Source organism: Clostridium sp. CTA-7, assembly GCF_054768095.1.
In genome coordinates this window covers 405,098-430,356 of the sequence record NZ_BAAAAV010000002.1, presented here as the reverse complement: position 1 = coordinate 430,356, position 25,259 = coordinate 405,098, and the positions used below count along the sequence as shown (strand labels likewise).

24 protein-coding genes are annotated in these 25,259 nt (G+C 28.3%); 2 read left to right on the top strand and 22 right to left on the bottom strand.

Annotation, left to right across the window (positions count from 1 at the left end; translation table 11 throughout):
• Positions 1-30: 30 nt before the first annotated feature.
• The 14 genes from yqfD to ACYUEX_RS04990 all read right to left on the bottom strand — a co-directional run bounded on the left by yqfD (position 31) and on the right by ACYUEX_RS04990 (position 13,118).
• Entirely contained in the window at positions 31-1,170 is a 1,140-nt protein-coding gene (gene yqfD / locus ACYUEX_RS05055) for a sporulation protein YqfD (RefSeq protein WP_460286829.1), read from the bottom strand.
• 1 nt (position 1,171) lies between these two features.
• A complete protein-coding gene (gene yqfC / locus ACYUEX_RS05050; protein WP_460286828.1) occupies positions 1,172-1,450 on the bottom strand; it encodes a sporulation protein YqfC in 279 nt (92 codons plus the stop codon).
• A 522-nt stretch (positions 1,451-1,972) separates the two neighbouring features.
• On the bottom strand, positions 1,973-2,149 hold the full coding sequence (gene rpsU, locus ACYUEX_RS05045) for a 30S ribosomal protein S21 (protein WP_008429643.1): 177 nt from the start codon (positions 2,147-2,149) through the stop codon (positions 1,973-1,975).
• Between the two features lie 118 nt (positions 2,150-2,267).
• On the bottom strand, positions 2,268-2,609 hold the full coding sequence (locus ACYUEX_RS05040) for a histidine triad nucleotide-binding protein (RefSeq protein ID WP_411168645.1): 342 nt from the start codon (positions 2,607-2,609) through the stop codon (positions 2,268-2,270).
• Between the two features lie 94 nt (positions 2,610-2,703).
• A complete protein-coding gene (mtaB, locus tag ACYUEX_RS05035) occupies positions 2,704-4,008 on the bottom strand; it encodes a tRNA (N(6)-L-threonylcarbamoyladenosine(37)-C(2))-methylthiotransferase MtaB (protein ID WP_460286827.1) in 1,305 nt (434 codons plus the stop codon).
• 2 nt (positions 4,009-4,010) lie between these two features.
• Positions 4,011-4,763, bottom strand: coding sequence for an RsmE family RNA methyltransferase (locus tag ACYUEX_RS05030; protein ID WP_460286826.1), 753 nt, complete (start codon positions 4,761-4,763; stop codon positions 4,011-4,013).
• An 18-nt stretch (positions 4,764-4,781) separates the two neighbouring features.
• The gene (gene prmA, locus ACYUEX_RS05025; RefSeq protein WP_460286825.1) at positions 4,782-5,723 is read right to left on the bottom strand and encodes a 50S ribosomal protein L11 methyltransferase; all 942 of its coding nucleotides are present in this window, start codon (positions 5,721-5,723) and stop codon (positions 4,782-4,784) included.
• Positions 5,724-5,892: 169 nt separating this feature from the next.
• On the bottom strand, positions 5,893-6,390 hold the full coding sequence (gene tpx, locus ACYUEX_RS05020) for a thiol peroxidase (RefSeq protein WP_411168649.1): 498 nt from the start codon (positions 6,388-6,390) through the stop codon (positions 5,893-5,895).
• 212 nt (positions 6,391-6,602) lie between these two features.
• Complete coding sequence (dnaJ, locus tag ACYUEX_RS05015; protein ID WP_460286824.1) at positions 6,603-7,727, bottom strand: molecular chaperone DnaJ; 1,125 nt, start codon at positions 7,725-7,727, stop codon at positions 6,603-6,605.
• Between the two features lie 96 nt (positions 7,728-7,823).
• Positions 7,824-9,680: a molecular chaperone DnaK gene (gene dnaK, locus ACYUEX_RS05010; RefSeq protein ID WP_460286823.1), complete on the bottom strand. Its 1,857-nt coding sequence runs from the start codon at positions 9,678-9,680 to the stop codon at positions 7,824-7,826.
• Between the two features lie 58 nt (positions 9,681-9,738).
• Complete coding sequence (grpE, locus tag ACYUEX_RS05005; protein WP_460286822.1) at positions 9,739-10,356, bottom strand: nucleotide exchange factor GrpE; 618 nt, start codon at positions 10,354-10,356, stop codon at positions 9,739-9,741.
• A gap of 18 nt (positions 10,357-10,374) precedes the next feature.
• Complete coding sequence (hrcA, locus tag ACYUEX_RS05000) at positions 10,375-11,406, bottom strand: heat-inducible transcriptional repressor HrcA (RefSeq protein ID WP_460287061.1); 1,032 nt, start codon at positions 11,404-11,406, stop codon at positions 10,375-10,377.
• Positions 11,407-11,595: 189 nt separating this feature from the next.
• Entirely contained in the window at positions 11,596-12,729 is a 1,134-nt protein-coding gene (hemW, locus tag ACYUEX_RS04995; RefSeq protein ID WP_460286821.1) for a radical SAM family heme chaperone HemW, read from the bottom strand.
• Positions 12,730-12,848: 119 nt separating this feature from the next.
• Positions 12,849-13,118: a hypothetical protein gene (locus tag ACYUEX_RS04990; RefSeq protein ID WP_460286820.1), complete on the bottom strand. Its 270-nt coding sequence runs from the start codon at positions 13,116-13,118 to the stop codon at positions 12,849-12,851.
• A 166-nt stretch (positions 13,119-13,284) separates the two neighbouring features.
• Here ACYUEX_RS04990 and ACYUEX_RS04985 point away from each other — a divergent pair, with 166 nt between their 5' ends.
• Entirely contained in the window at positions 13,285-14,196 is a 912-nt protein-coding gene (locus ACYUEX_RS04985; RefSeq protein ID WP_460286819.1) for a patatin-like phospholipase family protein, read from the top strand.
• 133 nt (positions 14,197-14,329) lie between these two features.
• Here ACYUEX_RS04985 and lepA read toward each other — a convergent pair whose 3' ends face one another.
• The 4 genes from lepA to gpr all read right to left on the bottom strand — a co-directional run bounded on the left by lepA (position 14,330) and on the right by gpr (position 18,984).
• Entirely contained in the window at positions 14,330-16,135 is a 1,806-nt protein-coding gene (gene lepA / locus ACYUEX_RS04980) for a translation elongation factor 4 (protein ID WP_460286818.1), read from the bottom strand.
• Positions 16,136-16,259: 124 nt separating this feature from the next.
• On the bottom strand, positions 16,260-16,751 hold the full coding sequence (locus ACYUEX_RS04975; RefSeq protein ID WP_460286817.1) for a hypothetical protein: 492 nt from the start codon (positions 16,749-16,751) through the stop codon (positions 16,260-16,262).
• 62 nt (positions 16,752-16,813) lie between these two features.
• Entirely contained in the window at positions 16,814-17,932 is a 1,119-nt protein-coding gene (locus tag ACYUEX_RS04970; protein WP_460286816.1) for a stage II sporulation protein P, read from the bottom strand.
• Between the two features lie 77 nt (positions 17,933-18,009).
• A complete protein-coding gene (gpr, locus tag ACYUEX_RS04965; protein ID WP_460286815.1) occupies positions 18,010-18,984 on the bottom strand; it encodes a GPR endopeptidase in 975 nt (324 codons plus the stop codon).
• 175 nt (positions 18,985-19,159) lie between these two features.
• On the opposite strand from gpr, the gene rpsT reads away from it, so the two are divergent.
• Positions 19,160-19,423 carry a 30S ribosomal protein S20 gene (rpsT, locus tag ACYUEX_RS04960; RefSeq protein WP_322458931.1) on the top strand — a complete coding sequence of 88 codons (264 nt, stop codon included), beginning with the start codon at positions 19,160-19,162 and terminating at the stop codon, positions 19,421-19,423.
• 45 nt (positions 19,424-19,468) lie between these two features.
• Here the strand turns inward: rpsT and holA are convergent, their stop codons facing one another.
• The 4 genes from holA to spoVAE form a co-directional block, all read right to left on the bottom strand.
• Positions 19,469-20,500, bottom strand: coding sequence for a DNA polymerase III subunit delta (gene holA, locus ACYUEX_RS04955; protein WP_460286814.1), 1,032 nt, complete (start codon positions 20,498-20,500; stop codon positions 19,469-19,471).
• A 16-nt stretch (positions 20,501-20,516) separates the two neighbouring features.
• Positions 20,517-22,205 (bottom strand): ComEC/Rec2 family competence protein, encoded by a 1,689-nt coding sequence (locus ACYUEX_RS04950; RefSeq protein ID WP_460286813.1) that lies wholly within the window; start codon positions 22,203-22,205, stop codon positions 20,517-20,519.
• A gap of 25 nt (positions 22,206-22,230) precedes the next feature.
• Positions 22,231-24,726, bottom strand: coding sequence for a P-type ATPase (locus ACYUEX_RS04945; RefSeq protein ID WP_460286812.1), 2,496 nt, complete (start codon positions 24,724-24,726; stop codon positions 22,231-22,233).
• Positions 24,727-24,901: 175 nt separating this feature from the next.
• Positions 24,902-25,258 carry a stage V sporulation protein AE gene (spoVAE, locus tag ACYUEX_RS04940; RefSeq protein WP_322389847.1) on the bottom strand — a complete coding sequence of 119 codons (357 nt, stop codon included), beginning with the start codon at positions 25,256-25,258 and terminating at the stop codon, positions 24,902-24,904.
• Position 25,259: the final 1 nt, after the last annotated feature.

Genomic DNA, 25,259 nt, shown 5'->3' with positions numbered 1-25,259 from the left:
TCTAATCTCTATAGTTAATATTAATCCATACTAATAATCTACAGGATCATTATTAACTATATTTTGTTCTACTACAAAAACTACATTAACTATTATATTTCCATCTGAATCTTCTTTTGAATTTACTATCCTATCAACTATTTTAGCCTCTCTAGTTAAATTGTTGTAAAGAGATTCTTCAAGATTATTTAATGCTTTATTAACAGCTTCTTCTTCAGTTAATTGAACTGCAACTTCTTCTTTTTGAAAATATTTAACTTTATTTAGTATTTTCCCACTCTCTTCTATTCTATCATATTCTTTAAATTCTTTTGTAGCCTTTTTAAGATAAATTTTTTTTCCGAATATTTTTAGATATATATCACTATCTTTATTTCCATTTCTCTTTAATTCTGTACCTTCTATTTTAATTCTCATACTTTTTTCATAAAAAGTATTTGCCATAACAACACCTTCTGGTATAACTTCATAAGGTTCTTCTTCTTTTCCGTTAATACCTTCTATAACTATATCTCCTGGTTTAACTAAATCACCTATATGAACTGCAGATCTTCCTGAAAATGCATAAACCCTCCTTACTTCCCCCTCCATTTTCGCAACTAAGTTCCCATGCTTTCTTTCCTTTTCTTCTGGAGGATTAACCTTTTCTTCTATAAATATTTTTAATGTAGAACCTTCTATCCTCGCTCTTAACCACAGTATATCTGAATTCATATTCTCTAATTGTTTTTCTAATTCCTTAACCTTTATTTTCTTTTTGCTTATTCCTGGCTTTATTCCTATGTCATATAATTGTTGTCTTAATTCATAAGGAGCAACATTCTTTTTAGTATTTATCTCTATACTCCATATATAAGTGGAGAAATATAGTAGTAATATTATAAACATTCCACCACCCAAAGCTAAAAACATCTTACTCTTTAACCTACCTATAAAAAATAAAATCCCTGAACTTCCTATAATTTTACTTTTTCCATTAAGCCTTTTAACAGCTTCTACCAGAGTATTATAGTCATTATAGTTTATTGTTACTCTAATAGTTGCTATATCTATTCGCTTAACATTTATAACATTTACATTCTCACTCCATAATATGTTTAAAAGTCTTTCTGGTCTTAATATGTTAATTTCAACTACTACCTTTCCACTATCAAAAACTCCCCCCGCCATATTACACCTCGTATGATATAGATTTGAATTTGCCACTAATAGTAATTGTAGAATCTCCAATATATAATATTTCGAAGTTTTCTCCCTCAATATTAATTACTTTGACCTTGGTGTTTACTCTTATGATGTTTCTTTCAAACAATATTATTCCTTTATGATTTTCTATTGTTATTTCATCATTTCCTATAATTGTTATCTTAGGAACATTTAAAACTATATCTTTAGGTAAATCAAATTTTTCAGCTATAACTTCTCTACTTTTTTCCATTTTTCCTTGCATAATTTTCTCTCCTTATATTTTTCCTAATAGTACTTTATGATAAGAATATATAGAAAATTACACATAATTTGTTTATAAATTTTAAAAATAAAAAAGCAAAAGGAACTGCAATTATAGTTCCTTTTGCTTTTATTTATTAGTTAATATTTTTCTTATCAATTGACTTTAAAATGTCATTACTAAGTTCATTAAAACTTAGCTATATCTTCAATGTTATTAACACCTATGGTGTAGCCGTTTCTTTAATAATTTTATTTTTTCTTTTATTTAACTGCTGAGGAAGGTAATTTAACAAGATCTACATTCTCAAATAATATGATTAATTAAATCCTGTCTATTTCCCTTTAAAATTCAAGTATAATAATTTCTCACACTTATTTTTGCTAAAATATATAACCTTATGGTCCTCAACCTTAATATATTGATTCGAAATCAATACCTTCACACTTATTGGATTAAAGTGAGCCTCCAATAATAGCTTATTAAATTAAGTTTTAGTGAAATTTTAAACCAAAATAGTTCTTACTTGAACTTTCTCTTTCTAGCAGCTTCTGATTTTTTCTTTTTCTTCACGCTTGGCTTTTCATAGTGTTCTCTCTTTCTAACTTCTGAAAGAACTCCAGCTCTTGCGCATTTTCTTTTGAATCTTCTTAATGCACTTTCAAGTGTTTCATTTTCTCCAACTTTTATTTCTGACATCTATTATCCCTCCCTCCGCTAGCTCAAATTAATTAATTTAACTCAGCTACGGGCTTAATAACACACGCTATATTATACAATAGACACATATTAAAGTCAATATCTAGATTGAAACTATTTAGCCTGGTGGCCACTTTAATTCTCTTTGTCCTAAGACATGAAAATGCAAGTGGCTTACCGTTTGCCCCCCATTTTTCCCACAGTTATTTATAATTCTATAGCCTGTTTCGTCTATTTTTAGTTCTCTTACTAACTTATTAATAACAATGAAAATATGTGAAATAATATTTGAGTTTTGCTCATTTAATTCATTTGCACTTTTAATATGCTCTTTAGGTATAACTAAAAAATGAATAGGAGCTTCTGGGCTAATATCATGAAAAGCTATAACTTTATCATCTTCATATAGCTTCTTACTCGGAATTTCACCATTTGCAATTTTACAAAAAATACAATCCATAAATTCACCACCCTTCTCTTAATTATTAAGAAAATTATTTATAATTAATTTGTATAGATATAGCTAAATTAAAATTACTATACTATTTTATAAATTATAAAAGCTTTGCTATCCCTACTTCATCTTTTGACTCTGTTATTTCTATATCTACTATTTTTCCAGTAACATCTGTACATGAACACGGCACTTGAACCTTTATATAGTTTCTTGTATACCCTTCATACACACCCTCTTGCCCTTTAACCTCTGTTTCTATAAGTACATTCATTTCTTTTCCTATAAACTTTTCTATAAATTCTTTTTCATTTTTATTACTTAATTCTATTAATAGCTTACTTCTTTTTTCTTTTATGCTACCATCTATTTGATCTTGCATATCTGCTGCTTTAGTTCCTTTTCTTGGACTATATTTAAATACATGAGTCTTAGTAAGCTTAATGTTTTTTAAGAATTCATATGTTTCATTAAACTCTCCTTCTGTTTCTCCTGGGAACCCAACAATAACATCTGTTGTTATAGATACATCAGGCATAGTTTCTCTTAAAAGATTTACTGAATCAGCATATTCTTGTGCCGTATATCTTCTATTCATTCTTTTAAGTGTTGCATCACACCCGCTTTGCAATGATAAATGGAAATGTGGACATAGCTTCTTAAACTTCTTAATCTTTTCTATAACTTCAGGAGTAAAGAATGCTGGTTCAATTGATCCTATTCTTATTCTTTCTATTCCATCTACCTTTTCAATTTCTTCTATTATATCTATCAAGTTAACTTTACCTTCTAAGTCTAATCCATATGAAGCTGTATGTATCCCTGATAAAATTATTTCTTTAAAGCCATGTTCAGCAAGTTTATTAACTTCTTCTAATACTTTCTTAGGATCCTTTGAGCAAACTGATCCTCTTGAATAAGGAATTATACAATATGTACAAAATCTATTGCATCCATCTTGTATCTTTAAAAAAGCTCTAGTTTTATCTTGATATTCTTCTATATTAAGCTCTTCAAACTTTTTATTTTTAAGTACGCCTTCAACATGAACTTGTGATTTACCTTCATCTTTAGCTTTATTAACATAGTAAACTACATCACCTTTGTTCCTAGTTCCAAGAACAACATCTACACCTGGTATCTCTGAAACTTCTTTAGGCGCTATTTGTGAATAGCACCCAACAACTGCAATTATAGCGCCTTCATTTAATCTTCTTGCTCTACTTATAATTTGTCTTGATTTTTTGTCACCCATATTAGTGACAGTACAAGTGTTTATTACATATACATCAGCTGCTTCACTAGCATCTACAACTTCATAGCCTTCTCTTATAAACTTCTCAGCCATTGCTTCTGATTCATATACGTTAACTCTACAGCCTAATGTAGAAAATGCAACTTTCATTATTAATTTCCTCCTAAATCTCCTAGCTCATACTGAACTAAAGAAGTAGCTACAAAACCTGCTGTTTCAGTTCTAAGAATTCTACTTCCTAAAGTTACTATATAAGCACCATTTTCTTTTAGTTTATTTATTTCATCTAATTCAAATCCACCTTCTGGACCAACTAATATTCCAACAGTATTAATTTTAGATATATCAATATTAGTCTTATTAAATAAAGTTTTTATTCCAAAGTTTTCAGCATTTTCATATGGAACTATAACTATATCTAAATTCTTCATTTTATCTAATGCTTCTTCAAAACTTATTGGATCTACTACTTTAGGAACTAAGCTTCTTTTACTTTGCTTTGCAGCTTCTAAGGCAATTCTATTTAGTCTATCTAGCTTTTTAAAATCTCCTTTTAGCTTTATATCAACTCTTTCTGTTAAGGTTGGTATAAACTCAGTAATTCCAAGCTCTGTACCTTTTTGAACTATCAAATCCATCTTTTGAGCCTTAGGTAATCCTTGAAATAAATATATTTTTACATTGCTTTCATTGTTTACTTGAAGTTTTTCTTCTATATCAACTATTACTTCTTGCTTAGTTATTAATGATATAGTAGCTAGAAATTCTTCACCAGTACAATTGTTTAAAACTATTTTATCCCCTTCATTTAGCCTTAGTACTTTATATAAATGTTTTACATCATCACCTAAAATTTTTGCTTGCTTATCTATAAAATTTTCTTTAGGAGTAAAAAATTTATGCATTGTTCATTCTCCTTAAAACTACTTTACTTTGGCAACTATACAGTTCCATTCCCCATCTTTATTTATTTCTACCACTTCAAAGCCAGTTTCTTCAAGCTTCTTAGTAACCATATCTACCCTGTCATGTATTATTCCTGAAGTAATAAAGTATCCATTATTACTTAGAACCCTTTTAACATCTTCTGTTAAAATACATATAACTTCTGCTATTATGTTAGCGACAACTATGTCAGCTTTTCCATCAATTACTTCTACTAAATTACCATATAGTATTTGTATATTTTCTAAATTATTGTATCCAACATTTTCTTTAGCAGATTCAACAGCTACAGGATCTAAGTCAACGCCAACAGCCATTTTAGAACCAAGTTTTGCTGCAGCTATAGCAAGTATTCCTGATCCACATCCAACATCAAAAACGGTACTATCTTCTTTTACATACTTTTCTAAAGATTGAATACACATTCTTGTTGTTTCATGGGTACCTGTTCCAAAAGCCATGCCAGGATCAAGTTCTATTACTAGTTCTTCTCCCTGTGGATTATATTCTTCCCATATAGGTTTTACAACTATTTTTTCTCCAATCTTAGTTGGCTTATAATACTTTTTCCAGTTATTAGCCCAATCTTCTTCGAACATTTTTTCACTTTCTACTTTAGCTACTCCTGTATCAATTCCAAGTTCTTTAAGTTCATCCATTTTTTCATTTATATACTTTAATATTTCATCTATATTATCTTCTTCTGAAAAATAAGCTTTAACAACAGCAACCTCGCCCTTATGTTCTAATACATTTATATCTGCAAAATCCCAAGTTAATGGCCCTTGCTCTCTTTCTAATATGTCATTTGGATCTTCAATCGCAACCCCTTTACAATCTAATCCATAAAATATTCCTGAAACAGGTTCTAGTGCCTCACTTTTAGTTATAACTCTAACCTCTATCCAAGTTCCTTGCATTTAAATCAGTCCTTTCAAACATACTTTGACTAATTTATTATTTTACACTTATGTTAACTTTCTGTCTATATATTAAGCTAAAGTAATTAAGTCCTTTTAAATAAAATTATAAAAATTAAAAGTATCCGGATTAACCAAATACTTTTAATTTGCATTTTATATTATTTTGCTATTTTACTGCTTTAGCTGCTTCTAAAATTTTATCATAACTTGGTTCACTTGTAATCTCATCTAAGTATTCTACAAATGTTACATTATCATTTGAATCTACAACAAATGATGCTCTTGTTAATAAACCTAATTCTTTAATATATGTTCCTGTAGCTTCTCCAAAACTTCTGCTTTTATAATCAGATAAAGTTTTTACTTTTTCTACATCTTCTAAGCCACACCATCTTGCTTGAGCAAATGGTAAATCCATTGATACTGTATAACAAGTTACTCCATTTAAATTATCTACTTCTTTATTAAATCTTTTTACTTCCATATCACAAACTGGAGTATCAATTGATGGTACTGTTAAAAACACTCTTGCTCCCTTTGTATCTTTTAAAGTAAATTCTCCTAAATCATTTGTTGCCACTGAAAAATCTTTAAATTTATCTCCAACTGATAATATATTTCCTTCTAATGTTATAGGTGATCCTTGAAATTTAACTGTTTTCATTTTATCATTCTCCTCGCTTTAAGATTTCTATTTTATCTTTTACAAAATCTCATAAAATTATATATCTCTATTATATACGATAATAATTATTTGTAAATATTAATTATCTATAATGTAAAAATTTTTATAAAAATATTTAATATAAATTCAAATTTTTAAACTCTTTATTTTATATCCATTAAAGAAAAAAGGATTAGCAAATGCTAATCCTTTTATTTAAATAAATCTTTAAATCCTTTTTTATGGGTAGTTCCTTCCCCCATATTTTCTCCACAAGATTCCATGAATACCTTTAAAGCCTCTTTTTGCTTTTCATTTAAATTCTTAGGAATATCAACTATAACCTTAACATATTGGTCTCCTCTTCCTGATGAATTTACTCTTGGAACGCCCTTTCCTTTTAATCTAAATAAGGTTCCTGATTGTGTTCCTGCTGGAATTATATATTTTACATCTCCATCTACAGTTGCAACAGTTATTTCAGTACCTAATGCTGCTTTTCCCATAGAAATATGAGCATCTATATATATATCATTTCCTTTTCTTGTGAACTTTTTAGAAGAAGTAACATTAATTCTAACATATAAATCTCCTGCTGGGCCATCATTAGTTCCATGATCTCCTTGGCCTCTAAGTGGCATTACATTTCCTGTATCAACTCCAGCTGGAATATTCACAGTTATTTTTCTATTTTTTCTAACATTTCCCTTTCCATGACATGTTGTACATGGCTCATCTATAACTTTACCACTTCCACCACATGTACTACAAGTTGATGTGCTAACAAAGCTTCCTAATGGAGTTTGCCTTTGTACTCTAACTTGCCCTTGACCATGACATGTTGGACATGTCTTTGCAGAAGTACCTGTTTTTGCTCCACTTCCTTTACATGACTCACATTTTTCGCTTCTATTTATAGAAATTTCTTTTTCTACACCAAATATAGCTTCTTCAAATGTTAAATTAACTGTGTATTCTAAATCAGCACCTCTTTGTGGTCCATTTCTTTTTCTTCCACCACCGCCACCAAAGAAGCTATCAAATATATCTCCAAAGCCTCCCATTTCTGAGAAGTCAAAGCCACCAAATCCACCTGAACCAAATCCACTTCCATCAAAATCTACACTTCCGAATTGATCATATCTAGCTTTTTTTTCTGGATCTGAAAGCACTTGATAAGCTTCATTTATTTCTTTAAACTTATCCTCTGCTTCTGTATCACCTTGGTTTTTGTCAGGATGATATTTTATAGCTAGCTTTCTAAAGGCTCTTTTTATTTCTTCATCTGAAGCTCCCTTTTCAATTCCAAGGGATGCATAATAGTCTTTATTTGCCATCTACTTCACCACCATTTTTAATTTTAAACTTTATAAAAGGGAAGACGACTCAAGCCTTCCCTCATATATTATATATATTAGAATAATAAGTTACAACTATTTATCGTCTTTAACTTCAAAGTCTGCATCAACTACATTATCATCATGTGGAGTTTGACTTGCACCTGCTCCGCCCATATTATTTGGATCAAATCCTTCTCCTGCTGCTCCATTAGCATTTGCATCTGCATATATCTTTGATGATATAGCATAGAATTCTTGATTTAATTCATCCATAGCTTTCTTTATAGCTTCTAAATCTTCTCCATCTTTAACCTTGTTTAATTCATCAAGCTTAGCTTGTATCTTAGCCTTGTCTTCTGCTGATACCTTATCTCCAAGCTCTTCTAAAGTCTTAGCTGTTTGATAAGCTACTTGGTCAGCATTATTTTTAACTTCTATTTTTTCTTTTCTCTTCTTATCTTCTTCAGCAAATTTTTCTGCTTCCTTAACTGCTGCATCTACTTCAGAATCACTTAAGTTTGTTGAAGCTGTAATAGTTATATTTGCTTCTTTATTAGTTGCCTTATCAAGAGCTGATACTTTAACTAATCCATTTGCATCTATATCAAATGTAACTTCAATTTGAGGAATTCCTCTTGGAGCTGGAGCAATACCTGATAGAGTAAATCTACCTAATGTCTTATTGTCAGCTGCCATTTGTCTTTCACCTTGAACTACGTGAATTTCAACTGATGTTTGGCCATCTGCTGCAGTTGAGAATGTTTGGCTCTTTTTAGCTGGAATTGTAGTATTTCTTTCAATAAGTGGTGTAGCAACTCCACCTAAAGTTTCAATTCCTAATGTTAATGGAGTAACATCTAATAATAATACATCCTTAACTTCTCCTGTTAATACACCTGCTTGAATAGCTGCACCAACAGCAACACATTCATCTGGATTTACTCCCTTTGATGGTTCTTTTCCAGTAAAGTTCTTAACTGCTTCTACAACAGCTGGAATTCTTGTAGATCCACCAACTAATATTATTTTATTTATATCGCTTAATGAAAGATTTGCATCTGATAATGCTTTCTTCATTGGCTCTATTGATCTTTGAACTAAGTCATGAGTTAACTCATTAAATTTAGCTCTAGTTAAATTCATATCAATATGCTTTGGACCTGTTGCATCAGCTGTTATAAATGGTAAGTTAATGTTAGTTTGCATTGATGATGATAATTCAATCTTAGCCTTTTCAGCAGCTTCTTTTAATCTTTGAAGTGCCATCTTATCACTTCTTAAATCTATTCCATTTTCAGCCTTAAATGTATCTGCTATGTGATCCATAATTCTTTGGTCGAAGTCATCTCCACCTAGCTTGGTATCTCCGTTTGTTGATAAAACCTCAAATACTCCATCTCCTAATTCTAGGATAGATACGTCAAATGTACCACCACCTAAATCATAAACAAATATCTTTTGGTTAGTATCCATTTTATCTAAACCATATGCTAAAGCTGCAGCTGTAGGTTCATTTATTATTCTTAAAACTTCTAAACCTGCTATTTTACCAGCATCTTTAGTTGCTTGTCTTTCAGAATCATTAAAGTACGCAGGAACTGTTATAACAGCTTGAGTTACTGACTCTCCTAAATAAGCTTCTGCATCAGCTTTAATTTTTTGAAGTACCATTGCTGATATTTCTTGTGGTGAGTGATCTTTTCCATCTATATCAACTTTATAGTTTGTTCCCATATGTCTTTTAATTGATATTATTGTCTTATCAGGATTTGTAATTGCCTGTCTTTTAGCTACTTGACCTACTAATCTTTCTCCATTTGCTTGGAATGAAACTACTGAAGGTGTAGTTCTTGCTCCTTCTGAGTTGCTTATTACTACTGGTTCTCCACCTTCCATAACAGCTACACATGAGTTTGTTGTTCCTAAATCAATTCCTATTATTTTTCCCATAATTTATTTCCTCCTAAAAACTATATCTTTTCAATTTATAGACTTGTTTATATCAATATTAATTAGCTACTTTTACTACTGTATATCTAATTACTTTATCTCCTCTTTTATATCCCTTTTGGAATACTTCAGCTATAGAATTCTTTTCAAAATTTTCATCTTCTATATGCATAACCGCTTGATGAAGATTTGGATCAAACTCTCCAGTTGAATCTATTTCTTCAACACCTAATTTTTCAAAAGAGTTCTTAAATCCTTTTATAGTCATTTCAATACCCTTTTTTAAATCATCTACGTTTCCATCTACTGCTATAGCTCTCTCTAAATTATCTAATACTGGTATCATTTCTTTTAATACATCTGTACAAGCATCTGTATAAATACCTTCTTTTTCTTTAGTTGTTCTTTTTCTATAGTTTTCATATTCGGCTGATATTCTAAGCAATCTTTCTTTTAAAGAATCTAGCTCGTTACTTAGTTTTTTATTTTCGTCTTTTAATTTTCTCATAATATCTAGCTCATTTTCCTTATCATTTTTTTCTTCTAAGATTTCTTCAACTATATCATCTGAAGATTCATCTGCCTCTGCTTCAACAGTAGAATTTATATCTTCATTTTTTTCTGTTTCAATTGCTTCATCTTTTAAATCTTCTCTCACTTCTCTGTTATCTTCCACAACAACACCTCATCTCTTTTATTCTATAATTTGATTTCTTAGGCTTTTATTTAACTCTTTCATAACTTGCCCCATAATGGCAATAACCTTTGAATAATTTATTCTTTTTGGTCCAATTAGTCCTATTTTTCCTATTGGTCTACCATCTAAAGAGTATTCAGCAGATATTATAGAGCAATCTTTAGCTTCAGGAAAATAATTTTCCTCGCCTATTCTAATGGTAATATCATTACCCGGCTCTATCAAATCTATTAAACTATCCTTATCATTTATAAGAGAAAGGATTTCTTTTGCTTTCTCAATATTGTTGTATTCTGGATAGTTAAATATATTTGTTGTACCTTCAACAAATACTTCTGTATTATTTGCTTCTTTCAAGGTTTCATATAAAGCTGGCAGTATTCCATTAAAAACTTCATCAAAACCCTTCAATTCCATTCTAAGATTGTTTATTACTTCTAAGTTAATTTCTTCAATTGTTAAATTTTTTAGCCTTAAATTTAAGACTTCATTTATCATTTGAATAGTTTCAGGCCTTGGCATATTATTTACCCTTATTCTGTGATTCTTAATAACTCCACTGTCTGCTACTATAACTGAAACCAAATTATGACTGTCAATAGTAAGTAATTGAATAGATTTTATATAACTACTTCTTACAGATGGAGTTTGCACTACTGTAGTTAAATTAGTAAGCTCTGATAACAATGAGCAAGCTTTCTTAACTATCTTATCAACCTCATACATTGCTGAATTTATAATGTACTCCTTAATTTTTAGTTCCTCTTCGCGAGTTAACCTTCCAGTTTCCATTAGCTTATCTACATATAGTCTATACCCCTTATTTGAAGGTATTCTACCTGCAGATGTATGTGGTTGTTCTAGATACCCCATATCTTCTAGATCAGCCATTTCATTTCTTATTGTAGCTGACCCAACTCCTAAATCATATTTCTTAGCTATTGTTCTTGAACCAACAGGTTCACCTGTCATGATATAGTCATTAATGATAGCCTGAAGTATTTTTATTTTTCTTTCATCAATAGCCATAACATCACCTCTATCTGTTAGCACTCATTATTACTGAGTGCTAATGACTACAATATCAATATATTCCTTATTAGCTTTTTTGTCAATTTCATAAAAGTATAAATTAAATAATATAATTTCAATATATTAAATTATTATTATTTTTCTTAATTTTTCTATTACATTCTTAATTTTTCTATATAAACCATTTTATAATATAAAATCACTCATAACACCATTTGATAACTCCACTCCCTTTTCAGTGAGCCTTAATTTATTATTCTCTAATGTAAGCAGTCCTTTATTTATATTTTTATCTATAACATCTTTATATATACTGTTAATATCTATTTCAAATTCTTCTTTGAATTTAATTATATTTATTCCCTCCATCATTCTTAGTCCCATAAACATATATTCTTCCATATCATCCTTTTGTGAGTTTTGAAACTCTTCCTCAACAATAGATTCTCCTTTATTAATCTTTTCTATATAAGATTTTACATCTTCTATATTCTTTATCCTTTTTCCATTTATAAACGAACTTGAGGCTGAACCAACTCCTAAATACTCTTCACATTTCCAATAAACCTTGTTATGAATACATTCATATCTCCTTCTAGAGTAATTTGATATTTCATATTGATTATATTCATACTCTTTTAATATTTCCTTAGTAATTGAATACATACTTCTTTCTTCTTCTTCTGATGGAAGTATTAATTTATTCCTTTCCCAAAGTTTATAAAACGGTGTACCTTCTTCTACAATTAGGCTATATGACGATATATGCTCTGGTTGTAATTTTGCTATAGTTTCTAATGATTCTATCCATTCATCTACACTTTGGTTTGGTAATCCAAACATCAAGTCTACATTTATATTCTTAAATCCAACCTTTCTAACTAATTTGAAATTTTCTTCAAACTGCTTAAAATTATGTATCCTTCCTATATCTTTTAATAAAGAATTTTGAACAGCTTGTAACCCCATACTTATTCTATTTACTCCGCCATTTATCATAGTTTTTAATTTCTCTTCATCTAAGGTACCTGGATTACACTCCATTGTAAACTCTATATCTTTATTTAAGTTAAGGTTACTTATTGTTTTTAGTAAATTATATATTTGATGCGTTTCTAAATATGATGGAGTTCCTCCACCTATAAATATACTTTTTATTTTATAATCCTTTACTTTTTCATTTATTTCTTTGCACAATGCTTCTACATAATCATCCTTAAGATAATCTATTGAAGCATATGATGGAAAATCACAGTAAAAACATTTTTGTTTGCAAAAAGGTATATGTATATAAAGGGATATTTCCTTTAAATTTTTCATTTTATTATCACTCTTTCTATAACTAAATTTCTCTTTATTGCTATTATACATAACTAAACAAAAATTTAAAGCTAAAAATAGGAGAATAGATTAAACATGTTAATCTATTCTCCTATTTTCTATACTTCTACTAAATCTATATTGATTACATTATGAAATATTACATCTTTTTGAACTCTATCTATTCTTGTATTTATTATATTGTTTTCAAAATTCATTTGAATTTTTGATTTTAAACCATTTCTTAAAAGATATGTTTCTAGCTTATGTCCAATCATTGATATTAAACATATTTCTCCATTCTTTCTTTTAAGAGTACCTGTTACCATTCCTAAATTCCTTAAAGTTTTCCCTTTCTTTTTTATATCTCTTAAATTAGCCTCTAACATAAATCCACCTCACCTAAAATTTTATACAATTTATATATATTTATAATTCTAAAATTTAATTACAAAATATATTTATTAAGTAAAGAATTTTATTTATAAATATAACTAGCAATAAAAATAATTTGGAATAAATTAATTATATATTAATTTATGAGGAGCATTTATTTTGAAAACTTTTAAGATACTTGCATTTGATGGTGGTGGTATTAAAGGAGCTTTAAGCGTTGAAATTCTCTCTAGAGTTTGTCATAAATATCCTGGCTTTTTAGATGAAATAGATTTGTTTACTGGTACTTCTACAGGCTCAATAATAGCTGCTCTCTTAGCTAATAATATCTCTATTAAAGATTTAAACAACTTGTATAGCATTCCTGTAGCAAAAAAAATATTTTCACCATCTCACTTTAATTTAATTAGGCCAAAATTTAGTAATACTAACTTAAAAAATATTATTTCAAATTATTTTAGCGATAATCTTAAAATAAGTGATTTAAAGAAATATATTTTCATTCCTGCTTTTGATGTAAAGGGAGTTAATAAACCATCTTGGGAGCCAGTTTTTTTTAATAATCTTTCTAAAAATTCAACTTCTGACTTTAGTGTTAAGGATGTAATACTAGCAAGTTCAGCTGCTCCTACATACTTTCCATCATACAAGGACTTTATAGATGGTGGAGTAATTGCTAACTCACCTACTGCTATTTCATTATTAGCTACCCTTTCAGCATTTGGTAATACCTATGATTTTAAACAAATAAGACTACTTTCTATAGGTACTGGTGATAGTCCTGAAAGAATTAAGGGAAAAACAGAAAAATGGGGAATATTACAATGGTCTTTTCATCCATTTACTAAGATGAAATCACCTTTATTATCACTTCTTATGGATGGTATGTCTGATTTAGAAAATATGTATTGTAAGGAGTTTCTAAAATCTAATTATTTTAGAATAAATCCTAGAGTCTCTAAGTTTATAGAAATGGATAACTATAGATTTATTCCTTATTTAAAATCAATTGCAAGTAATTATGATTTATCAACACTATATTCTTATATAGAAAATATATATTTAAAATAGTTTTATATTTCATGAACAAACAATACTATTTTTAATATAATAAAGTATAATATTACCACCTTACTCTTATAGTTATCTACGAAAAAGGCTAAGTCTCTTTAATTGAGCTTAGCCTTTTTGATATTTAAATTTATTAATCTACTTTAAGTACTGCCATAAATGCTTCTTGTGGTATCTCAACTGATCCCACTTGCCTCATTCTCTTCTTTCCTTCTTTTTGCTTTTCTAATAGTTTCTTCTTTCTTGATATATCTCCGCCATAACATTTAGCTAGAACATCTTTTCTCATTGCCTTAACTGTTTCTCTAGCTATTATTTTTGATCCAACTGCTGCTTGAATTGGAACTTCAAACATTTGTCTTGGAATTATTTCTTTTAGCTTTTCAGCTATTCCTCTTCCTTTTTCATATGCTTTTTCTCTTGGAACTATCATAGATAAGGCATCTACAACATCTCCATTTAACATTATATCAAGCTTAACTAATTCAGTTTGTGTATATCCTTTAAATTCATAGTCTAATGATGCATATCCTCTTGTTCTAGATTTTAATGTATCAAAGAAATCATATACTATTTCATTTAAAGGTATATCATAATTAATTGAAACTCTTGTTTCTTCCAAATATTGCATATCAATGAAAGTTCCTCTTCTTTCTTGACATAATTCCATTACAGCTCCAACATAATCAGATGGTGCTATTATACTTGCTTTAACTATAGGTTCTTCCATATACTCTATTTCTGTAGCTTCTGGAAGATTGGTTGGGTTAGTAAGTTCTATTACTTCTCCATTAGTTCTTATTACCTTATATATTACTGATGGAGCTGTTGTAATAATATCTAAGTTGAATTCTCTTTCAATTCTCTCTTGAATTATCTCCATATGTAATAAACCTAAAAATCCACATCTAAAACCAAATCCTAAAGCTATAGATGTTTCTGGCTCAAAACTTAAAGCAGCGTCATTTATTTGAAGTTTTTCTAATGCGTCCTTTAATTCTTGATATTTTGCTCCATCTACAGGGTAAATACCTGAATAAACCATTGGAACTGCAGGTTTATATCCGGGTAATGCTTCTTTTATTGGTCTATCAGCTTCTGTTATAGTATCACCAACTCTTGCATCCCTTACATTTTTAATGGATGCAGCAATATACCCAACATCTCCAGCTCTTAATTCAGATATTGGTAAAGTCTTAGGAGTAAATACTCCGACTTCTGTTACTTCATAAACCTTATTAGTAGCCATTAACTTAATCTTAGTTCCAGGCTTAACTACTCCATCAAAAATTCTTACATAAGAAACAACACCTTTATAACTATCATAATAAGAGTCAAATATTAGTGCTTTAAGAGGTGCATCTTCATCTCCATCTGGTGCTGGTACTTTTGCTACTACTGTTTCTAAAACATCACCTATATTTAAACCAGTTTTTGCAGATATCATTGGAGCATCTTCTGCCTCTATTCCTATAATATCTTCTATTTCTTGTTTAACTTCATCAGGTCTTGCAGACTGTAAATCAACTTTATTTATTACTGGTGCTATTTCTAAGTCATTATTTAATGCTAAATAACAATTGGCTAAAGTTTGTGCTTGAACACCTTGAGTAGCATCAACTACTAAAACCGCGCCTTCACATGCAGCTAAGCTTCTTGAAACCTCATATGTAAAATCTACGTGTCCTGGAGTATCTATTAAATTTAATATATATTCCTCTCCATCTTCTCTTCTATATATAAGTCTTGCAGCTTGAGACTTTATAGTTATTCCTCTTTCTCTTTCTATTTCCATATTATCAAGAATTTGCTCTTCCATTTCTCTTTGTGTAAGAGTTCCTGTGGCTTCTAATAATCTATCGGCTAGGGTTGACTTCCCATGATCTATATGGGCAACTATTGAAAAATTTCTAATATGTTTTTGTCTATTACTACTCATATATAAAACTATTACCTTATTTTAAGCTAATAGTCACTTCACCCCCATTATAATTAAATCAAGGTAAATTATATCATAAAGGATATGATATATGTCAATATAAATGTGAAGTTATGAATATATGTTAATTACTATAGTTAACTTGATTTTCCAAAAAATCATCTACTATATTATCCAGCTTATCTTTATTGGTATTTATTGAACTATTTTCATTATTACTATTCTTTTCTTCACTATTTTTATTTTCATCATTATTCCCTTTTATTTTCCCATTAATTTTATTCTTTATACTAGTAAAGGAATTGTATATACTACTACCTAACATATAAAATTTATTAGTTATAGGATTATTAGTATTTATCCTAAGATCTTTTTCACCTATTTTTATAGTTGGACTTTCATTTTCATCATTTGATTTATATATTTTAACTTCTGCATTATCTTTTATAAACTCTTCAAAATCTTCTCCAAATTCTTCTTTAACTATTTCATAGTTATCTTCTCCATTACCTATTGGTGATAAAGCTCTAGTATTTACTATATTAATTTGTATAAAACCAATAAATACTACTAAAAAAAATATTACTGTTCCAATTAAAACTTTTTTATTAAACAAAAGAGCACCCCCTAGTTTTTTAATATCTATAAGGATGCTCATATTTACTAAATTTTATTCAATTATCTATTTAGATGCTCTGCTAATATTCTTGCCATATATTTTGCACTTAATCTAGCTTCTTGAGAAGCATTTACATTTGATCCAAACTCTATTAATAAAGAATTTTTACTTAATCCTTGATTAATTGAAGTTGCTGCAATTTCATAAACATAAGTAGGTTTCATAAGTCCTGGGAATAATTTATTTGCAATTCCATTTAGCTCATCTGTTAACGCTTTATTTGATTCGTAAGTCGCACTATTTTCACCTATTACAAACATCATTTTCGCTAAATTTTGATCATTTAAATTAATAGTATATGAATTTTTAAGTGTAGCTGCTTTAGCTCCATCTACACCATCTCTATGCAAATCAATTATTAGATCAAAGTCTCCATATTCATTTAAATATTTTTTTAAAGTTTCATTAGATCTCTTATAGCTATCATTATATACAACGCTATGATTTGTTTTATCATGTATTACTGATATTCCATATCCTTCTTCTAACTCTTTAGCTAAAACTTCTCCAACCCCAACAACATTGCAATCGCTCTCTGTTGTGTCTAAAGATGATTCTGAATAGTTTTCTGTTGTATGTGTATGGAATATAAGAACTCTTGTCTTACTATTATCCAAGGCTCTCTTTAAACTTGAATCATAAGCTGGGCTTACTTTATTTAACTCTGCTATCTCCTCTGATGTCATTTTAGTAATGCTAGTATCATTAAGCTTAAATGGTTTTAGTATTGGTAGATGCTTACCCATATCATTTTCTACTAGGCTACTATCATTAAATAAAGCTATTTGATTTCCTATTATATCTGCTGCATTTATATTGCTTAACCCTAAAGCTTCTAATGCAACTTTTTTAATTGATATTTTATTTTCACTATAATTTGTTTCATCATACGCTTGAGTTTTCACAAGAGGCATTCCATAATTCAAAAGTTGGACATATGCATATCCACCTCTTTCATTATATTTATTTATCACGCCAATAGATCTTGCAAAAAACACTACAACTCCTAATATGATAATTATATATCCCATATTAAAATTGAACTTTGTGGAGGAAGATTTTCCTCTAAAGCCCTTCGCTTTTTCTTTATTAGGCATAGTTTGTCTTAATGAATACAACGGCAACTCCCCCTTCTCTATAATATTTATATTAGGGGAGTTACATAATTATTAATACTTTTATTAAAATTATTTAATTAATTCATAAATTTATTTATATCTTCCATATCTAAATTGGGTTGTACAGCCATATTTATTCCATTTGCTATTATTTTAGATAATGATTCAATTACAGCATCTACATCCTTTGGAGTTACCATTAAATCTCCTACAAATGGATCTAATATTTCTTTTACTAAATTGCTTTTTTCAGCTTTGTCTACTGACTTCAACATGTTATAAAACTCTTTTCCTGTTTCGGCTTTACTTATAAGCTCATCTAATAATAAATCTATAGTATCATTTGCTATTGTTGAAGCATGAACTACAGTTGGAACTCCAATTGCAATAACTTTTACTCCTAATACTTCCTCATTTATTTTCATCCTATGGTTTCCAACTCCTGCTCCTGGTGAAATTCCTGTATCACTTATTTGTATAGTTCTATTTACTCTCTCTAACTTTCTTGATCCTAAAGCATCTATACATATAACTAAGTCTGGTTTAATTTTATCTACTAAGGATTTTACTATTTCCCCTGTTTCTATTCCTGTAATACCCAAAACACCTGGTGATATGCAACAAACAGGTCTTACAGAATCATCTATTGCATCTGGCATCACTTGTTTTAAATGCCTCGTTACCATGATCTTCTCTGTTACTTTAGGTCCTAAAGCGTCTGGAGTTACTTTCCAGTTTCCAAGACCTACAACTAGGGCTGTTTTTTCTTCTGGCATATTAACTAATCTTTTTAATACATTATCCACAACTTTTGATACCTTATCCATAGATTCTCCATCATAATGTGTGAATTCAGGAAAATCTATAGTTATGTAATTTCCCTTTGGTTTGCCAAGTTCTTTTCCTGCTTCATCGCTTTCTATTGTTACTGTAGTTATTTTTATATCCTCCTCTTGTTCTTCTTCTACAATTACTCCATCTAACTCTCTTTTATTTTCCTTTGTGTACATATCTTTTGCTTCTATAGCTAAATCTGTTCTTACATTTACCATAAAAATACCTCCAAACTTTTTTACCTCTTTCTTATTTTTCCTTAATGTTATAATTTAATACTTGAACTTATAAACTTTCAATGATATAATCTAGTATGTTAAAAACGAACTCGAACGCAGATTTCCCCAAAACTGCAAAGAGACCCTATAAAATTATTAAGGGGGTGAATTTGGAATGGCAAATATTAAATCAGCAAAAAAGAGAATTAAAGTTACAGAAGCTAAAACTTCTCAAAACAGAATGATTAAATCAGCTTTAAAAACTGCTATAAAGAAGTTTGAAACAGCTGTTACTGCAAACAATGCAGAAGAAGCTAAGGTTCTTTTCCCTAAGGCTGTTAAGGCATTAGATATGGCAGCTCAAAAAGGAGTATGTCACAAGAACATGGTAGCTAGAAAGAAATCAAGATTAGCTGCAAAGTTAAACGCTATGGCGTAATCAAATAAGAAGCCGGTCCTTTGGACCGGCTATTATTTTACATAATTACTTTACCATAAATATATTAAAAAGCATAAACTCCATTTCCATGGTCTTGTCAACTCCTGATGACTTTAATTTGTTTTCTGTTTCTAAACAAATTTCCATTAATTTTTGTAATTGATTCACAGTAAATTTATTACATTGACTAATAATCTTTTCACATACAAATGTAGGCAATTTATACTTACTAGCCAAGCTATTAACATCATATCCATTTTTACTTAGTATCTTAATCTCATATAATCTTTTAAAGTTATTTTCTATATTAGTTATAATTAGCATATGTTGATCATTCTTTAATAATAACTCATCTAACAAATCAATGGCTCTTTCGACTTTTCTTTGAGATATTAAATCTACTAAATCGAATATATCATCTTCACTGGAATTAATTATTAATTTATCTATGTCATTCTTAGTTATTTTTTTGCCTTCAGTATAAGAAATAATTTTATCTGCTTCTCTTTTAATAATATCAAAATTATTTTGAACTTTCTCTGCAAAATATCTTGCTTCTATTTTGCCTATTTCTTTTCCATATGACTTAAATACTTCTTCTACTTTTTTATAGTATCTATCTTTTTTAAGTCTATCAAAATGTACAACTTTAGATACTTTATCTAAAGACTTAATCCTATTATTTTTTCTTGGATTATCCCTCTTATCATTAAACAAATAGTACATAATAAGAACTGTATATGGAGGTATATCTTTTAAATATTTAAGTAGTTCATTATAAATTTTTGTTCCCGAACTATCTGATTTATCTTTTAGAAAAGCTGCTCTATACACAACTACTACCTTTTTCTCTCCCATAAAGGGCATAGTTTCACAAGCATTTATAATATCATCAAAACTTGTAGTTATACCATCTAATCTTATATAATTAAGATCCAAAAGTGATTTATCTACAGCATTATTTACAATTAAATTTATTCCTTCTTTTATAAGTTCTTCATCTAATCCACAAAAAATATATGAATTATCTATTTTGTTTTTCTTTATTTCCCCTTCTAGTGCATCAAAATCTATCAATATAATCTACCTTCCCTTAATCTAATACTAAAACCTTATTTTTCAGTAAAATTATTTTATTGTAATTTCCTGATTTAAAATCTATTATATCATAATCAGTAGTATTTTTCCCTGTTGATGTCTTGATTAAATAGGTCTTATATTTTCCTTTTAGCACTATATCCTTATTATATTTTAATATTTTAAATTCACTACTTATATTTATATTATTAAAATCCTTATATGCATTTTTAGATAAAGTGATTAATTTAATTTTCTCTAAATCTATACCACTTTTTAATCCAAATACAGCTCTTTCTCCTTTGTAACTTAATGAAATAGCGCCTTCTTTAAAATATTCAATTTTAGGAAACGGGCTATATATTAGCATGTAATAATACATTAGTATAACTGTAGGAAAGTATATCACCTTTTTATATCCTTTTTTATAAAAATATACTGTAATTAACATAATCATATAACTTATATTTATAATTTCATTTAGATATATATAATTAGGTGTTATATTAAGTAACCATTCAGTTGCTATATCTATAAACATAGTCACATAATAAGTTAAAAAAGCAATATAATTAAATAATATTTCAAAGTTCATTACTAAAGCTAGTATATTTCCTAATACTACAACTATATTAATTAGTGGTAATAATATTAAATTACCTAATAAAAATCCTAATGAAAATTCCCTAAAGCAACCTACCAATATTGGAAATGTAAAAACTTGTGATGATATACATATAGCTATTCCTTCTCTTAAGAATTTAGGTATTTTATATAACTTTTTATTTAGAGTCTTATTAAATAATATTATTCCAAGAGTCGCTAAAAAGCTTAACTGAAATCCTACTTCAAAGATACTATAAGGCTTAAATAAAGTTATTATGATTCCAGAAATAGATAATGCTGCAAGTGGGTTATAATTTCTTTTTAGTGGTGTTGCAAAGGTCATACACAACATCATTATATATGCTCTTACTGTCGATAAGGCTGCCCCTGTAAATATCACATATATTATTGAAATAAATGGAGCTATTTTTTCTCCAAATATTCTTTTTAATATTGAATAAACTAGTACCATATGAAGACCAGATACAGATATAGCATGAAGCACTCCTAGACTTTTCATATTTTCTTTGTCTTCTCTATCAAGAAACTCAGTATAGCCAAATGATATTGATGTTACTATAGCAGCTCTTCTATAGCCAAGTTTTTCTTTTAATATATCAAATATCTTCTCTCTTAGTTTATATATTCTAGCCTTTAAATCTATATCTAATTTTTTAAAACTCTTAACTTTATATTCCCCAATTATACCTTTTTCTCTATTTAATTCTTTTTTAAAATCACTGTTTAATATAAGCTTATCTCCTAAACTAATACCCTTTATATTGCCAGATAAATATGCTTTTCTCCCCTTTACTTCTCCTATTGCTCCGTATGAGTTTATTGATGTTATTCTAACTTCTTCATTTCCTATTATATCTATATCATTATAATGAATATTATTTACTATTGGTATAAAGAAAAATATCAGCATTATAATTGAAAAATTAAGTTCAGCTTTATATATGAGTATTATAAAAAAGCAGCTAGCAATTAATATTGCTAGCCACTTGTTTTTATATGAAAGCGTAAATATATAAGTAGATAGAATAAAGATTAAAAATATATATGGTAGTATATTTATCTTTTCTTCATAATTCAAATGGCATCACCTCATTTAATAAGTTTTACCATTTTTTTATAATTATATCTCCTAATAAGAAAATAATCATTAACCAAAATATTACAATAATTACTAAAATGGAATAAGAAAATCCCTGTAAGAAGATTAATAAGAATATAGATGCTATATAAATTAAAATAGATATTAAAAATAGTTTTATCCCTTTGTATCTTCCTCTTTTAAAGATTTTACTATTAACTAATGTATCAATTATAAGCATAATACCTATCAATAAAAATCCTATAACATCATAATTATCCTTTATAAAATAACTTGCTACTACAGGAATAATAGAAAATAAAATACCTTTTATAACTAATTTTTTACCTCTTAAATTAACATTCCCATATATCATGTTTATAAGTATTATAGGTGAAAGAAGTACGAAATTCATTAGTATTATAAAGTATTCATCTACTCCAACTCCGTTTGTAAAAAAGTACTTTGCATTAAAAAATGCTATTTCTGTTAATATTGTTAAAACATATATACTCACACCTTTATTTATTCCATTTTCTACTTCTTTATGTTCCTCTTTTAACTTAAGAAATGCTTTAATACTACTTTTCTCAGTATATATATCTCCTATTTTCTTTAAGAGCATTGATATTTTTCCTTTTACTATCCCAATTTGAGCTAGGCTTATAAGAGAAATATCGCCTAATGTTTCTCCCTCTATCGCAAACTTATATTCATCCATATTATATAAAGACACTATTTTATGTTTTTGTTCTGGATTAAGCTTACAGAAAATTCTTGTTTTAGATACAACCTTAAGTATCTCATCGTTACTTAATGAATCTAATTCAACTCCTGATGATATTTGCTCTGAAGAAGATATAAGTCCTATTTTCCTTCCTAGTACTTCTGCTGAAATTTTATTATCATCAGTGAATATTATTGGTAAAACTTCATTATCTATAAGATATTGAATTTCATCAGCAACTTCATCAACTAAAGGATTTGCTAATGCCATAATTCCAACAAAAACTAAGTTACTTTCTACATTTTCATGTTCTGACGGCTCGTAGCTAAAGCTTCTATAAGCAAAGCCTTCTGTTATTAGCCCTTCTTTAGAAAAGTTTAAATCTGCAAGCTTAATTTTTATTATATCTTCTGAAGTAAGTTCTTTTTCTATTCCATTAATAAGAATATGAGTACAAGAACTTAATATAGTTTCTAAATTTCCTCTACTATTTGCTCTATAACCATTTCTATTTTTGTTTACTGTTGTTACCATATTCTTATTAGAATCTCTTGGCATTTCAAACTTTCTTCTATTCTTATTCTCTAAATTCGCCTTAAAAATTGAGTTTTCAACTCCATATTTTACATATGAAATTTCAAACATATCTCCCTTAGACCAATTATTTTCATTATTATATTTTGCATTATTACAAAGAATAGATATATCTAAAAGCCTTTTTATATTTATATCACTTTTCTCTATTGAATTAGCATTATATATTTGTTCATTTGTATAAAGTTTATCTAAGTATAATTCCTTTTTTGTTATGGTTCCTACTTTATCTAAAAATATTATTTTTAAATTATCAACTAAATCCAAAGAGGAAAAATTAGTTAACTCAATTTCATCTTCTAACATTTTATTTTTTATATATTTTCCGTAGTATGTTATTATTAGAGGTATAAATATGCAAATTATAGCAAATATCCCCTGTGCAAATAGCTGTTTTTTCTCTATTAATTTCCCTGGAAATATAGCAGCTAAGATAGTCTGTATCAGAATTAAGCATAATCCTATTTTAAATATCATTTCTTCTATTTTATTTATAGTAATATCTTTTTTACTTTTTGAATTATCTATTATTCTAATTAATTTACCTAATTGAGTGTTATTACCTGTTTCTACAACAATACCTTTTCCAGAACCTTCTTTTACTAAAGAGCCTCTAAAAAGCATATTATTTATATCTCCTATAGATGTAACCTCACCATCTAACTTAACAGAATATTTATCTTTTAAGAATTTATCTCCAGTTATACTTCTTTCATCAACCTTAATATTTTCACTTTCTATAATTCTAATATCTGCTGCAATTAATGAATTTTTTCTAAAATATACTATATCTCCAGTAACTAAATCCTCAGCTTCTATTAATCTCTCAACACCTTCTCTTAAAACTAATACTTGTGATGTATTTAGATTTTGTAAAATCTCTATCTCTTTTTCCTTAGATAATTCATGATGAAATTTTAAACCTAAATTAAGTAATAATAATAGTATTGTTAATATTGCCATAATATTAAATTTGTTTAGTAAAAAGAAAATTATAAATGCTAAGAATACATATAGATACTTTTGTTTAAATATATCTAATATTAATTTTACTTTTCCTCTAGAATATGGTAAATAAATTTTATTATCTCCGTTCTCACTTTTTCTAATATCACAATCATATTGGTAAAGACCTTTATAAATATTGCTCTCTAATAATTCAACTACTTTTAACCAGGTATTTCCGTAGTACTTTTTCATTATTCCCCTCCCTATTTCAAAAATCCGCCATTTATTCCTATTATTTTTATACTTATTTTAATTATATCATCTTTTCTACTTAATTTTCTATAATAAAAAACCTAACATCTTATAGTATAAGTTGTTAGGTTAATTTTTTAAAGTATTAATTTGCAATATTTTCTATAATTATATATTAAGACTTTGTTTTTGGATTAAATATTAAGGCCATTATATATCCAAAGAAAATTGCTGCCGTTATACCTGCTGCTGTTCCTGTTATGCCTCCAATAAAAGCACCAATTAATCCTTTTTCATCTACAGCTTTTAACGCTCCCTTAGCAAGAGTATTCCCAAAGCCAGGTAAAGGTACTGTAGCCCCTGCTCCTCCTATAGCAACTAATTTATCATATATACCGAATGCGCCTAATATAGTTCCTACTGTTACGAAAATTACTAATATTCTTGCTGGAGTTAACTTAGTTGTATCCATAAGTATTTGACCTATTACACATATTATTCCGCCTACAATAAAGGCGCTTACATATTCCATA